Raw genomic sequence first — 20,266 nt, forward strand, 5'->3', positions numbered from 1 at the left:
AACCTTCTAAAATAATCACCAATCCTTTTCAACAGATCTATGTTGTAAATGCTGTGCATCCCTTTTCATAAGTCGTGTCTCTTTCTCCGCGTGATTCAATGCCTCCAGAAGCCGATCCGCCTCCTCTTTCGTCATTTGTTTTTGGTCCTGAGATTGCGGCTGTTGTTGCTCTGAACGCTGGTCTTTTTGCTTATCCTTATCAGATTGATCCTGGTTATTCTCTTTTTTATCCTTATTTTCTTTCCGGGTACTTTCTGGCCTGGGATCTTGTTTATCTTTCTGTGATTCCTGGTTTTGTTCTTCCCCGCTCTTATTGTCATCGGATTGCCGTTGCTCGTTTTTATCCTGTTCTTCTTCCTGCTGCCGGTCTTTTTGATCCTGACCCTGCTGCTTTTGTTCATTTTCCTGCATCTTTCGCTCAACGTACTCATAGTTATATTTGGCATCATTTTTCAGTATATCGAGTTCGCTACCAACCTTGTGTTCAATTTCATCGATAAAATCCACTGTTTTCTTATAACACTCCAGAGCCTCTTTCATCTGACCCTGCCGGTACAGGGTATTGCCCATATTAAAACTCGATTTTGCCTTCATTTCAAGATCCCCGGTTCTTATTACCTTCTCAAACAGTTGAGCGGCTTCATGGTATTTACTCCTCTTGTATTGAGCATTGGCTATGTTAAAGTCTAACTGGATGGTGTTGGGTGAATCCACCTGCGCATTTACGTATTTATCCAATGCCTCGTCATACTTACTCTCGTTATAAAGGCTGTTTCCCTCCCTTACCTTGTCAGCAAGAGGGTCTATCCATCCTAGAGATACCCATCCAAATAGTACCACTACGAAAAATAATAATTTGCAATGCTTCATTTTATTTGAGGAATTCACGGAATTACTTTTTTTCGATCTGACAAAAAACTCTCTAAGGTAATAAGCACAATCGCAATAAAAAGAGGAATCTGATAGCGATTCACATATCTTTTCACGCGCTGCGTTTTGTAGACAGACTCTTCTATCTTCGCGATACTATCCTTGTAAATCTTTTCTAAACCCCATTCTGTACCGTAAGCAGGAGTATACAGTCCGCCCGTCTCCAAAGCGATTTTATTTAACGTAATTTCGTCTAATCTTGATTTAATAACCTGCCCCTGTCTATCTTTTAGCAATCTTTCCTGACCACTCTCATCCTTCATCCTGATGTAGGAACCATCCTTCTTTCCTACACCTACTGTATAGATAACGATACCCTGCTCTTTGGCCTTTGCGGCTGCTTTTAATGGATCATCTTCGTGATTCTCACCATCGGTAATCAATATGATAGCCTTGTGATTTTTTGAATTCGCCTCAAAGGTTGAAATCCCCTTTCTTATTGCCTCTGCCAGGGCAGTGCCTCCCTGTGGAATGATATTCGTATTTATGTCATCCAAAAAGAGACGAAAGGCGCCGTAATCAGAGGTCAATGGACAATAAGTAAATGCCGTACCTGCAAATACAACAAGACCAACACGATCTCCTTCCAATACATGAAGTAAATCTTCAACCTCCCTTTTTGCCACTTCTAATCGGTTTGGTTTTACATCGTCAGCCAGCATACTTCGTGAGGTATCCACCGCAATCGCAATATCAATCCCCTTCTTTTCAATTTCTTCCCAGTGGTAACCCCACTTGGGCTCTATAAGGGTAAATATCAGAAAAAGTATGCCAACAATCATTAAGGCAGCCTTGAGCCACTGTCTTTTCCAACTAACGAAAAGCCCGACTTTTTGTAGTAATTCTCTGTTTGCAAATGTATTCAGGTCATTCATCTTCTTTCTGAAGACGAGAAAATACCCGAGAATTACTATTGGAATAACAGGAAGTAAATACAGGTAATTAAGATTTCCGTACTTCATAATTATACTATTTGGACACAGATGAACGCAGATTATAAAGATGAAATAAATTATTATCGTCTGACTGGACGCCCACGACGAAGTCTGAGTATATCTGCTAAGATCCGCTTCCTATTTAAGGTATCTTCCTGAATTTTGTTTTGGTCATACCTAACTCAAATAACAACAACCCAAAGGCAGGCAGCAGAAAATAATGAAACAATTCATGATATTCTGTATACTGAGTTACCTCAGACTCTGTTTTTTCAAGTTTATCTATTTGACTATAAATTTCTTTCAGTGATTCAGTATCAGTTGCCCGGTAATATCTTCCGTCCGTAATCTTTGCAACTTCTCTGAGGGCATCATCGTCAATATCAATCTTTACCTGCTTCATTACCGTATTCCCAAACAGGTCAACCGCCGGAAACGGAGCCAAGCCTTTTGTTCCGGCGCCTATTGTATAAATCCTTATCCCGAATGTCCTTGCTATTTCCGCTGCCGTAAAGGGGTCTATCTCACCTGCATTATTTCTTCCGTCTGTCAGAAGGATAATTACCTTGCTCTTTGCCTTTGTATTTTTGAGTCTGTCCACAGATGAACCAATGCCAGAGCCTATAGCTGTGCCATCTTCAACCATTCCAATCTCCGCCTTTTCCAGAAGCTGTAATAGCATCCCATAATCAAGTGTCATTGGACACTGCGTATATGCCCGTCCGGCAAAAACAACCAGACCGATACGGTCGTTTGTGCGCTTCTGGATAAATTCTTTCACTACTTGTTTAATAACATAAAGCCGGTTATGCCTTCTGCCCCCGATTTCGAAGTCCTCTGCCAGCATACTTCCCGAAACATCCACCGCAAGGACAATATCTATCCCCTCAGTCGTTACCTTTGTCTGTTCATTTCCGTACTGAGGCCGTGCCAGGGCAATTACCAGGAGCACAATAGCAGCAGATCGAAGGATAATCAATACGTATCTGTACCGTTGCCAGAATGAGGGTTTTAATTTTTTCACCGTATCAAGAGAGGAGAAGAGTACTTGACTTGTCCCTCTGCGATGAAAAGACCAATACACTAAAGGTGGAATAACAACAAGTAATAACAGTAATAAAGGGTCATGAAAGATCATTGAAGCCTTTGTCTGAATCCTGGCAAAACAGGTTTAATAAATTCTCAATTTCAAATCCCAAAGAGATTCCAATTGATCAAGATCAAGATTGAAAAATGAAGTACTAAGGATATGGCACGGCCGACAGATGTATCTGTCCCCCCTTTGCAATCATATCCCAGATATCTGTTTCAGGAATCTCCTTCTCTAGAAAAACATTCACCACGGCCTGGAGTGCAACGTTGTTTGTCTTAAGAAGTTCTTCTACTCCTGTTATCGCGGTAAAATATTTGTTTATAATCGTTTCTCCCTGTTTATATATGTGAGCCCCTGCGAGCTCCTTTTTGCTGCCCATATCTACCTCATATTCCATGGAAATGCCCTTATCCACATAACTGAGCTTTAAGCTTACACCGGCGGTTTCTATATCCAAAAAGTAAATTTTATGTTTTCTTGAAAGGATTTCTTTGATCTCCGGGGTACCATAAATACCCCACAATGTTTGCACATTGTGTTTAAGCCTTGTAATCTCTTCATCAGAAATCTTACGTATTTGCGCTCTTGATGGCTTTGCAACCGTCTTATTTCCAAAACCTTTTTCATGACTTAAATATTCGTCCAAAAATTTTTCAGGCGCTTTTACCATATTTTTTACCCTTTTAAAAAGGTTTACAATAAACAGAATGATTAATAATTCCAAATAACATCTTATAAAAAGAGCAAAACATCTCAAGATTCCCTCCAATAAATTTTCATTTATTTAATGAGCAACCACCTCCTTTTCTTCAAAACGTTCTCTCGTTTCATCAATGAATCGTTTTGCTGCGTCATAGGTTTCTTGAATTTCCGACCTGGATGGCCCGTATCTTGCGTATTTCACCATATCACAACGTTCAAGGAATTCCTGGATCAATCGCTTGTGGGTATCGTCTAATTTATTTGTATGCGCCATCTCATCGAGAAATTCCTCGGTTGTCCGTTCCGGCGCCAATAAACCGAACCTTTTTTCTATATAATGCCGCACAATATCTGTCAGGCGATAATAATACTCCTTGATTAACCCTTTTGATATCAGATCCTCTTTCAATAAATTTTCTAGTAATTCATAGGCAACCTCATGTGGGGCTCTTACTATAAATTCCTGTGACTGTTTTTTATAACCGTTTTTGCGTTTATTGATTAACCAGTAAATAACAGCTGATAACGAGAGCGCTGCAAGCCCTGCAAATATCCATGTAACTAACCGCCTGAAATTTGTAGGCACATTCATGGGGGGAAAGATATCCTTTATATCAGCCGCAGTTTCTCCTTCTTTTAACACCCCCCTGACATCAATAGTTATTTCATTGGTAACAACTTCACCCGTACCTCGACTGCTCTTGTATCTTATTTTCAACGATGGGATCGTTTGTCGTCCGATTTCGTATGAACTCAGTACGTAGTTTTGCTCGACAGTAAAATACCCGTCTTTTTCTCGTTTGTCTCCAGCAATGCCGCCTGTCTCTTTTACCGTAAATGCACCAAGTTGTTGATTAATTTTGGGAAATTCCACCGTGAGATCATTCCGATACTTCACATGAATTCCAAATTTTATCTTATCGCCAATCGTTATCTCATTTCTGTCTGTATATGCCGTTGCTTCTATCGAGACTGCATCTCCCGTATCCTTTGTTTCTATGGCAAAAATGGTATCCTTGAATGACATCAGTGTATAAACAACCAATGTGAAAATCAATAGTGTATTTAGGAGCAGATTATACCTTTTTATAACCATTTTTCAACCCAACCATACGAATCCAAAGCCAACAATATATTAAGATTTATGATTTTAAATCACAAACCGTACATGGTAAATCTGAAATGATATTATCTTGTTAGATATTCCATCAATAGTAGTTAATATCTCTTTTCCCTTATCCTGAAAAAACGGATAACGGGTTCCACATAATTTTTGCCGGTGCTGATTACAATTTCGTCAACACCCATTGACCGGAACAATTTTGACCTTTCCTGTTTTTGTCTGGCGTTTAAAGCACTAAATTCTTTTCTGGCAAGAGGGTTTGCCGTATCGACTAAGAGTATCTCTCCGGACTCTGCATCTTTTAATTCGATAAAACCCACGTTTGGTAATTCCTGTTCCCTTGGGTCTACAACCGTGATCGCAATCACATCGTGCTTCTTGTTTGCAATGCGTAATGCATGTACATAATCATGTGCTATAAAATCGGATACAATAAATGATATCGTACGACGGGCGGCTATCTTGTTCATATACTCTAGGGCAACGGAAATATTTGTCCCTTTTCCGGAAGGCACTGAGCACAGGAGTTCCCGGATAACCCGCAGCACATGTTTTGCTCCTTTTTTCGGGGGAATAAATTTTTCAATTTTATCCGTAAACATGATCATGCCGACCTTGTCATTATTCTTTATGGCAGAAAATGCCAGGAGCGCGCAGATTTCCGTGGCTATTTCATTTTTCAACTGCTTTATTGATCCAAAGTTTCCGGAAGCGCTTACATCTACAAGAAGCATTACCGTTAACTCTCGTTCTTCCACAAAACGTTTAATAAAAGGACGACCCATGCGTGCCGTTACATTCCAGTCAATCGTTCGAATTTCATCACCTGGCTGATATTCACGCACTTCTCCGAATTCCATACCCCTTCCTTTAAAAACGCTGTGATACTCACCAATAAACGACTCATTGACAAGACGACGGGTGTGGATCTCTACCTGCCGGATCTTTTTTAATATATCTTTTGAGATCATAAATATCTCTCTAACGTGTCACTTGATTCAGGCAAAAAAACGGTTTAAACGGTTTAAACCGTTCAAACGGCTTAATCTGAAAATTCAATTACGGCACCTCTACCGTATCAAATATTTTTTGCACAATATTTTCAGCACGTATCTCCTCAGCCTCGGCCTCATAGGTTGTAATGATCCTGTGGCGAAGCACATCCATACCTATTGACTTTACATCATGAGGAGTTACAAAGCCCCTTCCCTTTATAAAGGCATGCGCCTTGGCGGCTAGTGTAAGATAAATTGTTGCACGCGGAGATGCGCCGTATTCTATGAATTCATCCAGGTTAAGGTTATACGCTTTCGGATCCCTCGAGGCAAATACAATATCAATAATGTAATCCTTGATTTTATCGTCGAGGTAAATCTCGTCGACCAAGGAACGCAAACGCAGGATATCCGCAGGAGAGATCACCGGATTTACACGAAAATCCTTTTTTGTTAATGCCATGCGTTCCATAATCTCACGCTCTTCCTTCTTGTCAGGATACGTAATGTTTAATTTTAACATAAAACGATCTACCTGTGCTTCGGGTAACGGATACGTTCCCTCATGCTCAATTGGATTTTGCGTAGCCAATACAAGAAACGGGTCTTCCAGTTTAAATGTCTGATCCCCAATGGTAACCTGTCTGTCCTGCATTGCTTCCAGGAGCGCGCTCTGCACCTTTGCAGGGGCGCGATTAATCTCATCCGCAAGGACGATATTGGTGAAGATAGGTCCTTTCCGTACCGTAAAATCACCATTTTTGGGATTATAAATAAGGGTGCCGATGAGATCGGCAGGAAGTAAATCGGGCGTAAATTGTATCCGTTGAAAGCTGGCCTGCATAGTTTTGGCAAGTGTCATGACCGACATTGTTTTTGCTAATCCAGGCACACCTTCTAATAATACATGCCCATTGGAAAGGATACCTATTAAAAGTCTTTCCATCAAATATTTCTGGCCCACAATCACCTTGCCAACCTCATACATCAGGGTATTCACAAAATCACTTTCCTGTTTTACCCTTTCTGTAATCTTTTTAACATCAGATTCCATCTACCCCTCCACCGCAAAATTGTTGATTGTTTAGAAATGAAAATCAAAATATACTGTAACTAAACAGATGACGCCACTAAATTTGTTCCTTTTTATAACCATAACATTATAGATTTCTCAGGGCTGACGATAGAAAGAAGGTATTATACCAAATTTATCTGATTTAAAACAGGTATTTCAAAATCCATCCTAGGAAGGAAAGTGCTTGACACATGAGGAAATAGATGCTACGATTCAAGTTTAAAGTACCATTTTAGAGTATGCTTAAATAGATAGCATACATGGAGATATTCATAATTATGCTATATAGTAAAGAATTTATTGTCGCTAAAATTTCTCGCAAACCAGATAAAATTCTTCATGGGGTTCTGCGCCCTTGGTTTAAAAAAATCACAAATTAAGGTTATTTTGGAAATAAACGGATAGCAAGGATACGTTGCCAAAAAATATACCTGTCGTTTCGATCATTGGTAAACAGAATATAGGGAAAACCACACTTATTGGGCTTATTATTCCTTTGCTGAAACGAAAGGGGCATAGGGTTGGCACTATCAAGTACAATATCCCTTCATTTGAAATCGATTACGAAGGAAAGGATACCTACAGGCACTATCAGGCAGGCGCTGATGTAGTTTCCATATCTTCGCCCCAAAAACTGGCAACGATAAAAAGGGTCGACCGAAAGCCTCCGTCAATAAAAGATATCATAGAAACTTATTATCGGGACGTTGATATCGTCCTTGTTGAAGGCTATAAGAGTTGGCGGTATCCTTATATTGAAATCCAAAATAACCATCAACAAATGAAATCTGCAAACAAAAAATACAAAAACCATCTGAAAATTACAGGCACTGTCAAGACAGATTCGCATATACCGATTTTTTGTAAGGATGACTTGAATAACATCATAAATTTTATAGAATCAAAGATGAGGTGATTCAACAGGAGGTGATGAGTATTTCGGCAAAATATCATGTGATTTGTCCCAGGACGAACATGTTTCGTAATGTTTTGTAAATAGGCGTACATTTTTTAGGAGGAAATTTCATTGAAAAAGATTTTTAGTTATTGCGCAGTTTCTATGGCAACGATATTTGGCGCGTATATTAGCTTTCCCGCTTTGATAGCAAATGCTGGAGATATTAAAAAGATTTACAAGGACACCTGTGAATTATGCCACGGCGCCGATGGGAAAGGAAGCGAGGCTGGAAAGCAATTTGGTGTACCAGACTTCACGAATGCAGATTATCAAAAATCCAGAACTGATGCAGATATGAAAAAGTCTATGACCGAAGGCACGAAGAATCCAAATTACGTCAAACTATCGGATCTCGGAGTTGATGCTGCTGATCTTGAGCCACTCGTCAAATTAGTTCGGGAATTTGGCGGCAAATAATTCAACCTGGAAATAGTTTTCATAGATTTTGTGAAATCAAAAGGGTAGGACATTTTCATGTCCTACCCTTTCTTTTTGTAATAAAATATGAGTTATGAATAATGACGTTATTGAAATCGATGGTTCATTTGGAGAAGGAGGCGGACAGATCCTGCGTACCGCCCTTTCGTTATCGGCTATTACAAAAAGGCCCTTTGAGATATTTAACATCCGGGCTAACAGGAAAATACCAGGACTCAGCTATCAGCACCTTCAGGCGGTAAATGCCACATCGCAGATTTGCAATGCCAAAGTCGTTGGAAATCTGCTCCGATCTACTGATCTCAAATTCTATCCCGGAGAGGTAAAAGCGGGTGCGTATCGTCTTGACATCGGAACGGCGGGCTCTGTTTCGCTCGTTTTGCAAACCATATTTTACCCACTCAGTCTGGCGAATAAACCTTCTTCAATCACCATCATTGGCGGTACCCATGTCAGCCACAGTCCCTGTATAGATTACCTCATGCAACAGTGGTTATACTTTCTTAAAAAAATTGGTTTTGATGCAGAAATAGAGACACTAAGAGCGGGATATTATCCTCGTGGTGGTGGTGAGGTTTTCATAAACATAAATCCGGCACGCCCGCAACATCCAATACGGATTGAGGACAGAGGGAGGCTTATCCAGGTAATGGGAATATCTGCTGTAAGCAATCTGGATATAAATATTGCCTTCCGGCAGCAAACACAAGCAAAGAAAAAATTATTAGAACAAAATATACCTCACGAAATATCGATGAGAGAAACGCCTGCACTTGGAAGGGGCACAATGTTACTCCTGGTGGGGAAATTTGAACACAGCCAGTGTTGCTATTTTAGTTTAGGCGCCATCGGTAAGCGTGCAGAAACTGTTGCCGATGAGGCGTGTAATGAATTCTTCTCTTTCCTCGAAACCAAGGGCGTCATTGATGAGCATCTTGCAGACCAACTCATCATCCCCCTTGCCCTTACAAAAGGGACATCACAATTTACCACACCCAGGGTTACACAACACCTGCTCACGAATATTGAAATTGTAAAACTGTTTTTACCGGTCACTGTCGACATCCTGGGAAATCTCAACGAGGAAGGATCTGTAAAAATACATTGACCTGGGTAACAGGAAATCATTATCACCACTTTGAAAAAAGTTTATTTTTCAGTTGACAAATTCTAAAGTTATGTATACTCTGTGAGCTGCCTAGTAAGCTCAATATGATCAAAAAACAGTTCGATAAAGGCAAACCCTGAGCGATCAGGGGACGCAAAGGAAAGGGTCTTTACCTGTATAAGGAAGTATAGGAATAAAGAAATAAAAACTTTATAGCGTATACGGAAATACGCATCACATAAGATAGCCTTACTGCCGAAGGTGTTTGCTATAAAATATCTTTGCAGTAAGGCTTTTTTGTTTTTATAGCATCAAAAAGCCACTTTATATCAATTTTATTTGCGGAGGGGAAGGAGAAAAAAATTTATGGATATTGTCAAACGGAGTGCAAGGTCGTTTTTGTTGAGTGCAGGGCTGCTCTTGCTTGCGGTCTGTCTGCTAACATTGTCCAGTAATGGGGTTTCTTATGCGCTGAACCACAGCAGTAATATTACCAGCAATGAGACGTGGTATGCCGCTGACAATCCCCATATCGTTACGACCACCATACATGTGTATAGCGGAGCAACATTAACGATAGAGAAAGGGTGTGAGGTAAGGTTTGATAGTATGGCGGGTCTTTACATCGGGTATTTCAGCGCGGCTACTTTGAATGCGGTAGGGACAGAAGATGCTCCCATCACCTTCACTTCCAATACAGGTTCCCCTGCGCCTAACGACTGGCGGGGGATCGTTTTTTGGAACAGCACGGTTGATGGCTCAACGATTATGGATTATTGCACGGTAGAATATGGGGGATATGACAGTCACCATTCGAACATCGACTGCGACAGCGCCTCGCCTACCATCCAGAATTGTACCATACGGTATTCGGATGAATATGGAATCTATTGTGATAATAACTCAGCGCCCACATTGACAAACAACACGTTAAGTAACAATGGCGTTTATCCTATAAGTTTGTACTGCGGCATACTCGACAGCAATATTTCAGGCAATACCGGGAGCGGTAATGGGACAGATGCCATTGAGGTGCGGGACGGAAGTATAACATCAAACCGTACCTGGGTTCTGCAAGACCTTTACTTTAATGTAACGGGCATCATCCATGTATATAGTGGCGCAATATTGACGATAAATCCCGGGTCTCTGGTGAAATTTAATAGCACGGCAGCCCTTTTCATCGGGTATTACAGCGCGGCTACTTTGATTGCCAACGGGACAAGCGGCATCCCTATTACTTTCACTTCAAATGAATCAACCCCAGCGCCCGGTGATTGGCGGGGGATCGTTTTTTTCAACAGCACGGTTGACGGCTCAACGATTCTGGACTATTGCACGATAGAATATGGGGGATATGAAGACACTTACAATTCCAACATCAACTGCGACAACGCCTCTCCAACCATACAAAATTGCACCATACGGCATTCGGATGGATATGGAATCTATTGTGATAATAACTCAGCACCCACATTGACAAACAACACGTTAAGTAACAATGGCAGTTACCCCATAAGTTTGTATTGCGGTATATTGGATACCCATGTAACAGGCAATACGGGGAGCGGTAATGGGACAGATGCCATTGAGGTGCGGGACGGAAGTATAACATCAAACCGTACCTGGGTTCCGCAAGACCTTTACTTTAATGTGACTGGCGGAGTCATCCATGTATATAGCGATGGAATATTGACGATAAATCCTGGGTGTTTGGTGAAATTTAATAGTATTGGAGGACTTTCTATTGGGTATTACAGCGCGGGTACTTTGATTGCCAACGGGACAAGCGGCAGTCCTATTACCTTTACCTCAAATGAATCGACCCCTGCGCCCGGCGACTGGCGGGGGATCGTTTTTTGGAACAGCACGGTTGATGGCTCAACGATTATGGACTATTGTGCGGTGGAATATGGGGGATATGGCAGTCACAACTCCAATATCAATTGCGACCAAGCCTCGCCTACCATACAAAATTGCACCGTACGGCATTCGGATGGATATGGGATATATTGTGATAATAATGCTGCTCCCACGTTGACAAACAATACGATAAATGACAATGGCAGTTACCCCATAAGCGAGTATTGTAACATGCTGGACAGCAACGTAACAGGAAATACCGGAAGCGGCAATGGGACAGATGCCATTCAGGTGCGCAGCGGGAATATAACGTCAAACCATACCTGGGTGCCGCAGGACTTATATTTTAATGTAACTGGCGGAGGCACCCACGTATATAGTGATGCAATATTGACGATAAATCCCGGGTGTCTGGTGAAATTTGATGCCGGAACAGGTATTTACTTCGGATATTACGGCGCGGCTGCTTTAATTGCCGACGGGACAAGCGGCAATCCCATCACCTTCACCTCAAACGAATCAACCCCCTCGCCTGCAGACTGGGAAGGGATCGTGTTTTACAATAGCACAGATGATAGCGCAACAATTATGGACTATTGCACGGTGGAATATGGTGGATATGGCAGTCACAATTCCAACATAAATTGCAACCAAGCCTCGCCCACTATCCAACATTGCAAAATAAGGAATTCTGATGGACATGGAATTTATACAACCGGAAGCGGCGCCCTGCCATTAATATCTTGTTCAAGAATAACGAATAATGTCAATGGCGTCTATGCAATGAGTAATTCGATTCCAACCATAGCGGATTGCAGCATCTCCGGCAATACGAGTTATGGCGTTTACAATAACTCCAGTTCTGTCACGCTTGACGCTGAAAACAACTGGTGGGGCAGCGCCGATGGACCCGGTGGTGTCGGGCCTGGTTCAGGCGATGCAGTCAGCGCTAATGTTGATTTTACCCCATGGTTAAGCTCATTTGATAGTTGTCTTGAATCTATTGTTTTGAGCCCTGCATCTGATACAAATTTTGTAGGCTCCCTGCATACCGTAACTGCGACGGTGGAAGATGAGGCTGGTGATCCAATTGAGGGTGTAGTGGTATTTTTTTACATTACCTCCGGCCCACACGCAGGACTAAATGGCAATGACACAACGGATTCAAATGGTCAGGCAACGTTTACCTACACGGGAACTACGGATGGCACCGACACGATCGAGGCAACTTTTGTTGATTTCCATGGTAGGACTATAACATCACATGCAGTCACAAAGACATGGGAATACCCTGCTACACCAATACCAACACCTTCGCCAACACCAGAGATAACACCAACACCGTCGCCATCACCTGAGCCGTCACCAACACCGGAGATAACGCCATCGCCGATACCAACGCCAACAGGCACGCCAACTGCCATTACTCTGGCATACTTTCATGCTAAGGCTGGCAAAGATGGCAGCGTCACTCTAACGTGGGAGACAGTTACGGAGGTTGACAATGCCGGCTTTAACCTTTGCCGATCAAAAAGCAAGGACGGGCACTACACAAAGGTCAATAATACAACCATCCCTGCCCAGGGCAACGCCGTATCCGGAGCCAGTTACAGCTATGTGGATGAACCAGGCATAGGCACTTTCTACTACAAGCTGGAGGATGTAGACTACTACGGGGTAAGCACCTTGCATGGGCCGGAAAAGGTGAGGGTGAAATCAGGGAGTAATGCGGTACGCAGACGTTAGTGAGTGCTGGATAGGAGATAGGAGACAGGTGTCAGTGATCAGGAGTCAGAAGTCAAAATAAAAAAGGCGGTCAGCGGTCGGCTTTCAGCAGTCAGATAAGGGCTGACTGCTGACTGTTGACTGCTGAAGGTTTTTGACAAGATGCGGAAATACGATTATGACGGTGTGAGAATCCTTTTCTCCCATCCCCGTTTTTACGCAGTTTGAGCAGGGTGGATTCGACTCGTTCCCATACTCAGCGTCATGTCCTTCCGTTCCAACGGATGTTCACCCCGGTCAAAACACATAAGTATTGAATATGTTAGCAGTTTGCGAGAATCGTATCGTGAGGAAGGAAAGGCTCAGGAAACTGAAGCTAGAGACGTGGACACAGATAAAAGATGAGGCTGGGGCACTGAAGATAGAGAGCGATGAAGAGGCATTAAGGAGAGGAATCGTATCTTGACGGATGTTATGTAATCAAGACGGACCTGAAGGAGAACGAGGCGGACAGATACCTGGTGCATGACCGGTACAAGGACTTGACGGAAGTGGAGAAGGTGTTTCTGGGGTGCAAGACGGTGAATCTTAAGGTTCGTCCCGTGTACGTGAGAAAGGAGGAGAGTACGCGAGGGCATGTGTTTGTGGTAATGCTTGCGTACCTGATAATCCGAAGGCTACGCGATGCGTGGGCGGGTTTTGATCTCACGGTGGAAGAAGGTCTCGAACAATTGGCAACTATTTGTTCAATGGAAGTAACCGTGAAAGACCAAAATGCGCATTGCCAGAAGATACCACGCCCACGACAACAATCACGTGAATTATTAGAGGCATTGCCATGCCGGAAGATACGAGTAGTCACGAGAAAAAAATTTCCTGTTCGCCATAAAAGCCAATAAATATAAGGCTTTTACGGCCTTTTTGTTTTTCACCTTGGGGTGAACATCCGTTAGAATAGGTTGTTACTAGTAATAAATGTTCGTTTCACAGCCGGATGAATGTGGAATCGGGAATGGTGTATTCTACGACAGGAAGCGTTAGGGTCAGGCTTGTTCTTGAGCCCATATTTCTTGAAAAGGTCTTTTTGAAAAACCTTTTCAAGATTTCTATGCGGCTGTTTCAGTAATCCAAAAATTAAGACATCCTGTTTGGCATGTTACGTTTTGCTTGCAAAAGTCTTTGGGTCATTTGGATGTATCTTTTACCCGTAGATGCAGCGCTGTCGTACTCAATTCTTTGAAAACAACACTTACATTCAATATACGTATCGTTGTGTCGCAGACTGGGCAATACATCACTTTCATTTACACGCCTCCCAAGTTCAGGTGATTGCCTGATAGCTTGGAAACTACTGGTAAAGATATGAAATTCCTTATCATTACCACACTTGGGGCATACAAAAAATGTGTCCATTGGTAACCTCCTTTCTTAAATAAAATTTTATCTTTCTTGTAAAGCCACAAAGACACCAAATCACAAAGAAAAAAAACATGGTATCCTAATGGCTTTGTGGTTGTGTGAACTTAGGAACGCTAAGCTGACTTTTGTAAAAATTCCCTAAATCTCAGGAAATAAAAAAGGCTTGGCTCAAAGTACTTGGAAAGGGGTACAATGAACAAAGCCTTTAGAAGTAAAAAATAAATATAACATAAAAAGAAAATTTATGCAAGAAAAATATCAGTAAAAAACAACCATTTCGTGACGTTTTTCCTTTTTGGAGAATGAGACAACGCATGGTTCCGTTGTCTTTGCAGTTGTTATTAAAAACCGGAATATACGCTTGAAAGCATGGTAAAAACGTGTACAATGGCATTTGTATGAAAAACAAATATTTTTCTTATATTCCTATCATTGTTTTTTGCCTGCTTTTTTCTTCAGGCTGTAGTTTCATATCTATTTCCCTTGTCCCCTCCGTTGAACCATTCAAGGAAACAACGATCTCTGGAAGTGGAAAAGACAAGATACTTATTATGGATATTTCCGGCATTATTTCTGATGAGCGCAAGCGCGGTCTTGCAGGGCTCTCAGACGAACCTGATATGGTTGCCCGTATCAAAGAAGAGCTGAATACAGCAGCCAGAGACAAAAACATGAAAGCCGTTATCCTGCGTATCAATAGCCCGGGCGGCACCGTTGCCGCCTCTGACATGATTTATCATGAGATAGAGCAATTTAAGGAAAAAACTGATACGAAGATTATTGCGTGCATTATGGATTTGGGTGCGTCGGGTGGTTACTACGTGGCCGTTTCCGCGGATAAAATTATAGCGCACCCAACCACGGTTACTGGCAGCATCGGTGTTATCATGCTCAACTTCAGTATCGAAGGGCTTCTCCAAAAAATAGGCGTAAAAGACACCTCCATTAAAACAGGTGAACACAAAGACATGGGATCACCTTTAAAATTAATGACGGAAGAGGAGCGAAAGATATTTCAGGGCGTAATGGATACCCTGTACGAGAGGTTTTTGGCAGTCATTGCAGAGAACAGGAAGGAACTAACCCCAGAAAAACTGAGATTACTTGCCGATGGCAGAATTTATACGGCCAAACAGGCTTTGGAATATGGCCTTATTGATCGGATTGGATACCTCGATGAAGCCATTTTGCTGGCAAAGGAGGAATCAGGATTAACAGAGGCGCGAGTCGTCACATACCACAGACCGGGGGTTTACAAGAACAATATTTATTCCCAACTTAGCAATGCTGGTTTTGGAACCATCAATCTTCTCAATATCGACCTAAAATCATTCGTCAATTCAGGCACGCCATCGTTTATGTATTTATGGGCACCATAAAATACGGCAGTATATAATGATGTGGTACATTTTCAAACTATCTTTCAGGAACTTAAAGTGTAAAGCGAAGTGGCTGCTTCGCTCTCCATTGCAGAAATAGCTGAAGGCCTAATTTGCAATGTAATTACACAAACCCGCTAGTCCTCGGAACGGAGAATAGTCCGTCGCGTTCGTTTTGTCTCACCCCTGCGGCGCTTGGATTCCAAACGACGCTTCTTCGAAGAAGACGTAGGCATTGTCTTACGACGAAGTCTCGGTTTTTCAGCAGCCTTGTGAATTAATTCAATTAAGCGGTCAAGCGCATCCTGACGGTTACGATCTTGAGTACGGAACCGCTGGGCGTTTATGATGAGTACACCATTTTCGGTAATACGCTTACCAGCAAGGCGAACCAGACGTTCGCGGACATCACCAGGAAGGGAGTGAGAGTTATGCACGTCGAAACGAAGTTGTACGGCCGTGGAGACCTTGTTGACATTTTGTCCTCCGGGACCAGAAGCGCGAATGAATTCCAGTCGAATTTCATCCTCATCAATTGAAATAGTGCGTGTAATCCGGATCATGTTTTTTTCTTGCCCACCATGAACAACAAGCATGCGATCTCCCGGCGCACGCATAGCCGCAATCAAAAATTCTTACCATAGAGAATTGGAGTGGTGGAGTAGTGCTGTGGAGGTAATTCTTATAATCCATTGCTCTACCTCTCCATATTAAAAATAGATTTGCTGATAGCGATAGAGAACTTACACAAAAAAAAGTTTTAACAGGTAATACTATAAATATTGGAGAAATTTCAGTATTCTTGGTTTTTTGCTGGTTGAATGCCTTTTAACTCTCAGTAATTGTGACCTTTGTCATGATATCGCCCTGGCGAATAGTATTGACAACATCCTGGCCACTGATCACTTTACCAAAGACTGTATGCATGCCGTTGAGGTGTGGCTGCGGTGAGTGTGTGATAAAGAATTGGCTGCCGTTCGTATTCGGCCCGGCATTTGCCATCGAAATCACACCAGTGTCATGGGTCAGGGGGTTGCCTTTTACTTCGTCCTCAAACCTGTATCCGGGCCCGCCCCTGCCAGTGCCCGTGGGATCGCCACCCTGGATCATGAAGTTGCTGATCACCCGGTGAAACGATACGCCATCATAAAATCCCTCACGGATCAGGAAGACGAAGTTATTGACCGTTTTCGGGGCGTGTTTTGGATATAACTCAATTTTAATCGTACCCCTGCTGGTCTCAATTATTGCATGGTAAGTTTTCTGTGGGTCGATCTGCATCACTGGCGGTGTGCTCCACTGTTTGTTGGACACGGTTACTCCTTTCACGCTAAACAAATTTTAAAAATATAAATATTTTTATTGGCCTGAGAATCCGCCTCATTAGCCATTTTACTGTATGTGTGGTTCGGATACCCCGGCTTCATGAAATGTAGCCATTTCAGTTAATAATTTTACCCCGGCCTCTACCAGGCTCATACCCAGCGCGGCGCCGGTTCCTTCACCAAGCCTCATGTTTAAATCGAATAATGGGATTTTGCCCAATAACTTCAACATCATCCTATGCCCCTTTTCAGCGGAGACGTGAGATGCTATGAGATATTTGTTTACTTTTGGCTCGATTGCATGGGCTATCAGGGCGCCCGCTGTTGAAATAAAACCATCCAGCATTACTGGAATACGATAACGAGCAGCGCCTAAACACAAACCGGCGAGTCCTCCAATCTCGTACCCACCCACCTTCGCCAGTACATCTATCGGATCATGAGGATTCGGTTGGTTCGTATCGATTGCCTTTTTTATTACACGAATCTTTCTCCGGAACGACTCTTCATCTAAACCCGTTCCATGGCCTGTTACCGAATCAACATCCATTTGGCCTAAAACAGCAAGTATGGCGCTGCTTGGGGTCGTATTGGCAATTCCCATATCTCCCGTACCGATAATATCAATTCCTTTTTCAAGTTCTTCCTCAATCAATTCAATGCCAGCCTCGATAGACCGAACTGCCTCTTCCTTTGACATCGCGGGGCCAACTGCCATATTCTTTGTGCCAAGGCCAATCTTCTTTATCTTTAAATAAGGATTCTTTTCGACCTGTGATGCAACACCGCAGTCAACAACAATTACCCTTGCGCCGATATGACGTGCAAGGACATTAATAGCAGCCCCCCCTTCTGTGAAATTTCGCACCATTTGTTCGGTAACTTGTTGTGGAAAGGCGCTGACACCCTCTTCCACCACACCATGGTCACCTGCCAAGGTAAATATTTTCTTATGATTTATTTTGCAGTTTACACCGCCCTTTATGGATGCGTATATTGTTGCTAGCTCTTCCAGTCTCCCCAGGCTACCTTTTGGTATGGCAAATGCTTTAAATTTTGATGCAATTTCACCATGGGGATCTATGAGAACCTCTTCTATATGCCCCATAGTACGTTTTAGTAGTTTCATTATAAAGTTTCTGCACGAAAGAAGTTATACTAATATTTGATTAAACTTTTTTCATATATGACCGATAATAATAGTTGATCAGTATACTATATTTAAGGGGTTGAAAATACAGATATTTTAAAAAAAGTTATTCCGTTATTTTTGAAAAGGGACTTCGGCGTGATGTAAAATACGTGTTTATTACATCTAACAAGGAGTTTTTTTGAGTCTCCCTCTGTCCATAACCTTCTGCGGAATGTAAGAAGGTTTCTAATATATCATTACACATCGTTATAGTTTTCGATTGTTACAAATTTTATATGTCAAAACAGGATATTTCAAGCAAATTCAACATAAATAATCCCTCCCATCAGACAGAATATGCCTTGTTGAATGGTGGCATTATCAACGAAGAACAACTGGATAAGGCAAAGGAAATCCAGAAAAAAGAACATATTCAACTTGAAGAGGTTCTCGTTAACTTGGGATACACGACTTATTCAGACATCATTCAATGTCTGGCATCCCAATATGATTTACCGGTAATCGATTTGGATAAAACCACAATATCTCCGGAAATGATATATTTGTTGCCGGTATCACTTATAAAGAAGCATGGTATTGTGCCTGTTTCAAGAAATAACGGTAACATTACTCTTGCCGTAAGCAGTCCACCAGACCTTGGATTTATTGACAACCTGCGCTTTATGCTGAATGCGGATATCAAATGCGTTCTTGCCACACCAGACACCATAAAGAACACTATCTGTAAATGTTTTGAGATGGAACCTAGCGAAACCGTTGATAGCTTACTGAAGGAACTCACGGTACGTGAGATACCTATCGGTGAGGCAGAAATTGAACGGACCGATAAGCCACATGGAGAGGTGAAAGCCGTTGAAGACGAAGGTCCTGTTATCCAACTGGTTTCTTTGATTATTAATAAAGCCGTTGCCTCCCGCGCCAGTGATATTCACGTAGAACCCCTTTCCAATAGATTGCGCATACGATACCGTATCGATGGTGTATGCCAGGAGGTGGATGTTCTTCCGAAACATCTTCAGGATTCTATTATTTCCCGAATTAAAATACTGGCGAATATTGACATTTCAGAGAAGAGGAGACCGCAAGACGGGCGCATCAGTCTCAGACATGCAGGCAAAGAGTTGGATGTTCGTGTGTCTTGCCTGCCGTCTATTTATGGAGAAAGTGTGGTTATGCGCCTCCTTGAAAAATCGGCTATCCTGATGAATTTAAAAAATCTTGGATTTTATGAAAATGATTATAAGCTGTTTCATTCTATCATCAAAAGACCACATGGCATAGTGCTGATTACCGGCCCTACGGGAAGTGGCAAAACAACTACTTTATACGCGGCTATAAATGAACTGAATAAAACTGACACAAAGATTATTACAGCGGAGGATCCTGTGGAGTATACCCTTCCAGGCGTTAATCAAGGAGAGGTAAATGAAAAGATCGGATTTAATTTTCCTGCTATTTTAAGAACCATGCTCCGTCAGGATCCAAATATTATCCTTGTTGGTGAGATCCGTGATACTGAAACAGCCGATACTGCCATCACAGCGGCCCTGACAGGACATCTTGTCCTCACTACCCTCCATACCAATGATGCCCCTTTTGCCATAACGAGACTGATTGATATGGGTATAAAACCCTTTCTTGTCGCTACTTCTTTACAGGGTATAATGGCCCAGCGTTTGGTCAGGATGATTTGTACAAATTGCAGGGAACCCGTTCAATATATCCCTGAACAATTGTCAGAAATGGGATTTGAGACAGAAACCCTGAAAGATTTTTCATTCTATAAAGGAAAGGGTTGCAAGAACTGCAATAATATAGGATATCGAGGCAGAATGGGTATTTACGAACTGGTAGATATGAATGAAACTTTACGTGACATGGCGTATCGCATGGCAGCAGCAAATGAGATTAGAAAGGTTGCTAGGACACTGGGAATGACGACACTGAAAGAAGATGGGATCAGAAAGGCAAAAGATGGCAAAACCACTCTGGAAGAGGTATTTAGAATCACAGGAATAGAAGATTTAGAATAGTCAAAACCTTCA

Annotated in this window: 19 protein-coding genes and 1 riboswitch; of the genes, 8 read left to right on the forward strand and 11 right to left on the reverse strand. The window is 42.1% G+C overall.

The features are described from left to right. Positions 1-15 precede the first annotated feature (15 nt). The 7 genes from BROSI_RS00745 to BROSI_RS00775 form a co-directional block, all read right to left on the reverse strand. The gene (locus BROSI_RS00745) at positions 16-870 is read right to left on the reverse strand and encodes a tetratricopeptide repeat protein (RefSeq protein ID WP_157842293.1); all 855 of its coding nucleotides are present in this window, start codon (positions 868-870) and stop codon (positions 16-18) included. A gap of 14 nt (positions 871-884) precedes the next feature. Then, on the reverse strand, positions 885-1,892 hold the full coding sequence (locus BROSI_RS00750) for a VWA domain-containing protein (protein ID WP_082058939.1): 1,008 nt from the start codon (positions 1,890-1,892) through the stop codon (positions 885-887). A gap of 115 nt (positions 1,893-2,007) precedes the next feature. Further along, complete coding sequence (locus tag BROSI_RS00755) at positions 2,008-3,003, reverse strand: vWA domain-containing protein (protein ID WP_052561436.1); 996 nt, start codon at positions 3,001-3,003, stop codon at positions 2,008-2,010. Positions 3,004-3,106: 103 nt separating this feature from the next. Then, positions 3,107-3,628: a hypothetical protein gene (locus tag BROSI_RS00760; RefSeq protein WP_157842294.1), complete on the reverse strand. Its 522-nt coding sequence runs from the start codon at positions 3,626-3,628 to the stop codon at positions 3,107-3,109. Between the two features lie 114 nt (positions 3,629-3,742). Next, positions 3,743-4,687 carry a hypothetical protein gene (locus tag BROSI_RS00765; RefSeq protein ID WP_157842295.1) on the reverse strand — a complete coding sequence of 315 codons (945 nt, stop codon included), beginning with the start codon at positions 4,685-4,687 and terminating at the stop codon, positions 3,743-3,745. Between the two features lie 191 nt (positions 4,688-4,878). Beyond that, positions 4,879-5,754 carry a DUF58 domain-containing protein gene (locus BROSI_RS00770; protein ID WP_082058940.1) on the reverse strand — a complete coding sequence of 292 codons (876 nt, stop codon included), beginning with the start codon at positions 5,752-5,754 and terminating at the stop codon, positions 4,879-4,881. An 88-nt stretch (positions 5,755-5,842) separates the two neighbouring features. After that, the gene (locus tag BROSI_RS00775; protein ID WP_052561443.1) at positions 5,843-6,832 is read right to left on the reverse strand and encodes an AAA family ATPase; all 990 of its coding nucleotides are present in this window, start codon (positions 6,830-6,832) and stop codon (positions 5,843-5,845) included. A gap of 436 nt (positions 6,833-7,268) precedes the next feature. Here BROSI_RS00775 and mobB point away from each other — a divergent pair, with 436 nt between their 5' ends. The 6 genes from mobB to BROSI_RS00800 all read left to right on the forward strand — a co-directional run bounded on the left by mobB (position 7,269) and on the right by BROSI_RS00800 (position 13,844). Next, a complete protein-coding gene (gene mobB / locus BROSI_RS00780; protein WP_052561445.1) occupies positions 7,269-7,769 on the forward strand; it encodes a molybdopterin-guanine dinucleotide biosynthesis protein B in 501 nt (166 codons plus the stop codon). A gap of 111 nt (positions 7,770-7,880) precedes the next feature. Then, entirely contained in the window at positions 7,881-8,228 is a 348-nt protein-coding gene (locus tag BROSI_RS00785; protein ID WP_052561447.1) for a c-type cytochrome, read from the forward strand. A gap of 94 nt (positions 8,229-8,322) precedes the next feature. Continuing rightward, complete coding sequence (gene rtcA / locus BROSI_RS00790) at positions 8,323-9,357, forward strand: RNA 3'-terminal phosphate cyclase (protein ID WP_052561449.1); 1,035 nt, start codon at positions 8,323-8,325, stop codon at positions 9,355-9,357. Positions 9,358-9,475: 118 nt separating this feature from the next. Beyond that, positions 9,476-9,617, forward strand: a riboswitch (cyclic di-GMP riboswitch). Between the two features lie 106 nt (positions 9,618-9,723). Then, positions 9,724-12,966: a right-handed parallel beta-helix repeat-containing protein gene (locus BROSI_RS00795; RefSeq protein ID WP_052561451.1), complete on the forward strand. Its 3,243-nt coding sequence runs from the start codon at positions 9,724-9,726 to the stop codon at positions 12,964-12,966. A gap of 298 nt (positions 12,967-13,264) precedes the next feature. Continuing rightward, positions 13,265-13,411: a hypothetical protein gene (locus BROSI_RS19575; RefSeq protein ID WP_157842296.1), complete on the forward strand. Its 147-nt coding sequence runs from the start codon at positions 13,265-13,267 to the stop codon at positions 13,409-13,411. A gap of 55 nt (positions 13,412-13,466) precedes the next feature. Beyond that, a complete protein-coding gene (locus BROSI_RS00800) occupies positions 13,467-13,844 on the forward strand; it encodes a hypothetical protein (protein WP_052561453.1) in 378 nt (125 codons plus the stop codon). 235 nt (positions 13,845-14,079) lie between these two features. On the opposite strand, the gene BROSI_RS00805 is transcribed toward BROSI_RS00800, so the two are convergent. After that, the gene (locus BROSI_RS00805; protein ID WP_052561454.1) at positions 14,080-14,358 is read right to left on the reverse strand and encodes a hypothetical protein; all 279 of its coding nucleotides are present in this window, start codon (positions 14,356-14,358) and stop codon (positions 14,080-14,082) included. Positions 14,359-14,762: 404 nt separating this feature from the next. Here BROSI_RS00805 and sppA point away from each other — a divergent pair, with 404 nt between their 5' ends. Beyond that, a complete protein-coding gene (gene sppA, locus BROSI_RS00810; RefSeq protein WP_052561456.1) occupies positions 14,763-15,743 on the forward strand; it encodes a signal peptide peptidase SppA in 981 nt (326 codons plus the stop codon). A gap of 137 nt (positions 15,744-15,880) precedes the next feature. Here sppA and arfB read toward each other — a convergent pair whose 3' ends face one another. The 3 genes from arfB to cobT form a co-directional block, all read right to left on the reverse strand. Beyond that, positions 15,881-16,306 carry an alternative ribosome rescue aminoacyl-tRNA hydrolase ArfB gene (gene arfB, locus BROSI_RS00815; protein WP_052565554.1) on the reverse strand — a complete coding sequence of 142 codons (426 nt, stop codon included), beginning with the start codon at positions 16,304-16,306 and terminating at the stop codon, positions 15,881-15,883. Between the two features lie 265 nt (positions 16,307-16,571). Further along, positions 16,572-17,024: a peptidylprolyl isomerase gene (locus tag BROSI_RS00820; RefSeq protein WP_052565555.1), complete on the reverse strand. Its 453-nt coding sequence runs from the start codon at positions 17,022-17,024 to the stop codon at positions 16,572-16,574. A 111-nt stretch (positions 17,025-17,135) separates the two neighbouring features. Next, entirely contained in the window at positions 17,136-18,197 is a 1,062-nt protein-coding gene (gene cobT, locus BROSI_RS00825; protein WP_052561458.1) for a nicotinate-nucleotide--dimethylbenzimidazole phosphoribosyltransferase, read from the reverse strand. A 299-nt stretch (positions 18,198-18,496) separates the two neighbouring features. Between cobT and BROSI_RS00830 the strand changes: the two genes are divergently transcribed. Further along, the gene (locus BROSI_RS00830; RefSeq protein ID WP_082058941.1) at positions 18,497-20,254 is read left to right on the forward strand and encodes a GspE/PulE family protein; all 1,758 of its coding nucleotides are present in this window, start codon (positions 18,497-18,499) and stop codon (positions 20,252-20,254) included. Positions 20,255-20,266: the final 12 nt, after the last annotated feature.

This window comes from Candidatus Brocadia sinica JPN1 (assembly GCF_000949635.1).
GTDB classification, from domain to species: domain Bacteria; phylum Planctomycetota; class Brocadiia; order Brocadiales; family Brocadiaceae; genus Brocadia; species Brocadia sinica.

Excerpts from the sequence above, each read along its gene's own strand:
- arfB (WP_052565554.1), bottom strand. The coding sequence starts at position 16,306 with ATGATCCGGATTACACGCACTATTTCAATTGATGAGGATGAAATTCGA.
- BROSI_RS19575 (WP_157842296.1), top strand. The coding sequence starts at position 13,265 with ATGTTAGCAGTTTGCGAGAATCGTATCGTGAGGAAGGAAAGGCTCAGG.
- BROSI_RS00805 (WP_052561454.1), bottom strand. The coding sequence starts at position 14,358 with ATGGACACATTTTTTGTATGCCCCAAGTGTGGTAATGATAAGGAATTT.
- BROSI_RS00745 (WP_157842293.1), bottom strand. The coding sequence starts at position 870 with ATGAAGCATTGCAAATTATTATTTTTCGTAGTGGTACTATTTGGATGG.
- BROSI_RS00770 (WP_082058940.1), bottom strand. The coding sequence starts at position 5,754 with ATGATCTCAAAAGATATATTAAAAAAGATCCGGCAGGTAGAGATCCAC.
- sppA (WP_052561456.1), top strand. The coding sequence starts at position 14,763 with ATGAAAAACAAATATTTTTCTTATATTCCTATCATTGTTTTTTGCCTG.
- BROSI_RS00795 (WP_052561451.1), top strand. The coding sequence starts at position 9,724 with ATGGATATTGTCAAACGGAGTGCAAGGTCGTTTTTGTTGAGTGCAGGG.
- BROSI_RS00830 (WP_082058941.1), top strand. The coding sequence starts at position 18,497 with ATGTCAAAACAGGATATTTCAAGCAAATTCAACATAAATAATCCCTCC.
- rtcA (WP_052561449.1), top strand. The coding sequence starts at position 8,323 with ATGAATAATGACGTTATTGAAATCGATGGTTCATTTGGAGAAGGAGGC.
- BROSI_RS00750 (WP_082058939.1), bottom strand. The coding sequence starts at position 1,892 with ATGAAGTACGGAAATCTTAATTACCTGTATTTACTTCCTGTTATTCCA.
- BROSI_RS00755 (WP_052561436.1), bottom strand. The coding sequence starts at position 3,003 with ATGATCTTTCATGACCCTTTATTACTGTTATTACTTGTTGTTATTCCA.
- BROSI_RS00820 (WP_052565555.1), bottom strand. The coding sequence starts at position 17,024 with ATGCAGATCGACCCACAGAAAACTTACCATGCAATAATTGAGACCAGC.
- BROSI_RS00765 (WP_157842295.1), bottom strand. The coding sequence starts at position 4,687 with ATGTCATTCAAGGATACCATTTTTGCCATAGAAACAAAGGATACGGGA.
- cobT (WP_052561458.1), bottom strand. The coding sequence starts at position 18,197 with ATGAAACTACTAAAACGTACTATGGGGCATATAGAAGAGGTTCTCATA.
- BROSI_RS00775 (WP_052561443.1), bottom strand. The coding sequence starts at position 6,832 with ATGGAATCTGATGTTAAAAAGATTACAGAAAGGGTAAAACAGGAAAGT.
- BROSI_RS00760 (WP_157842294.1), bottom strand. The coding sequence starts at position 3,628 with ATGGTAAAAGCGCCTGAAAAATTTTTGGACGAATATTTAAGTCATGAA.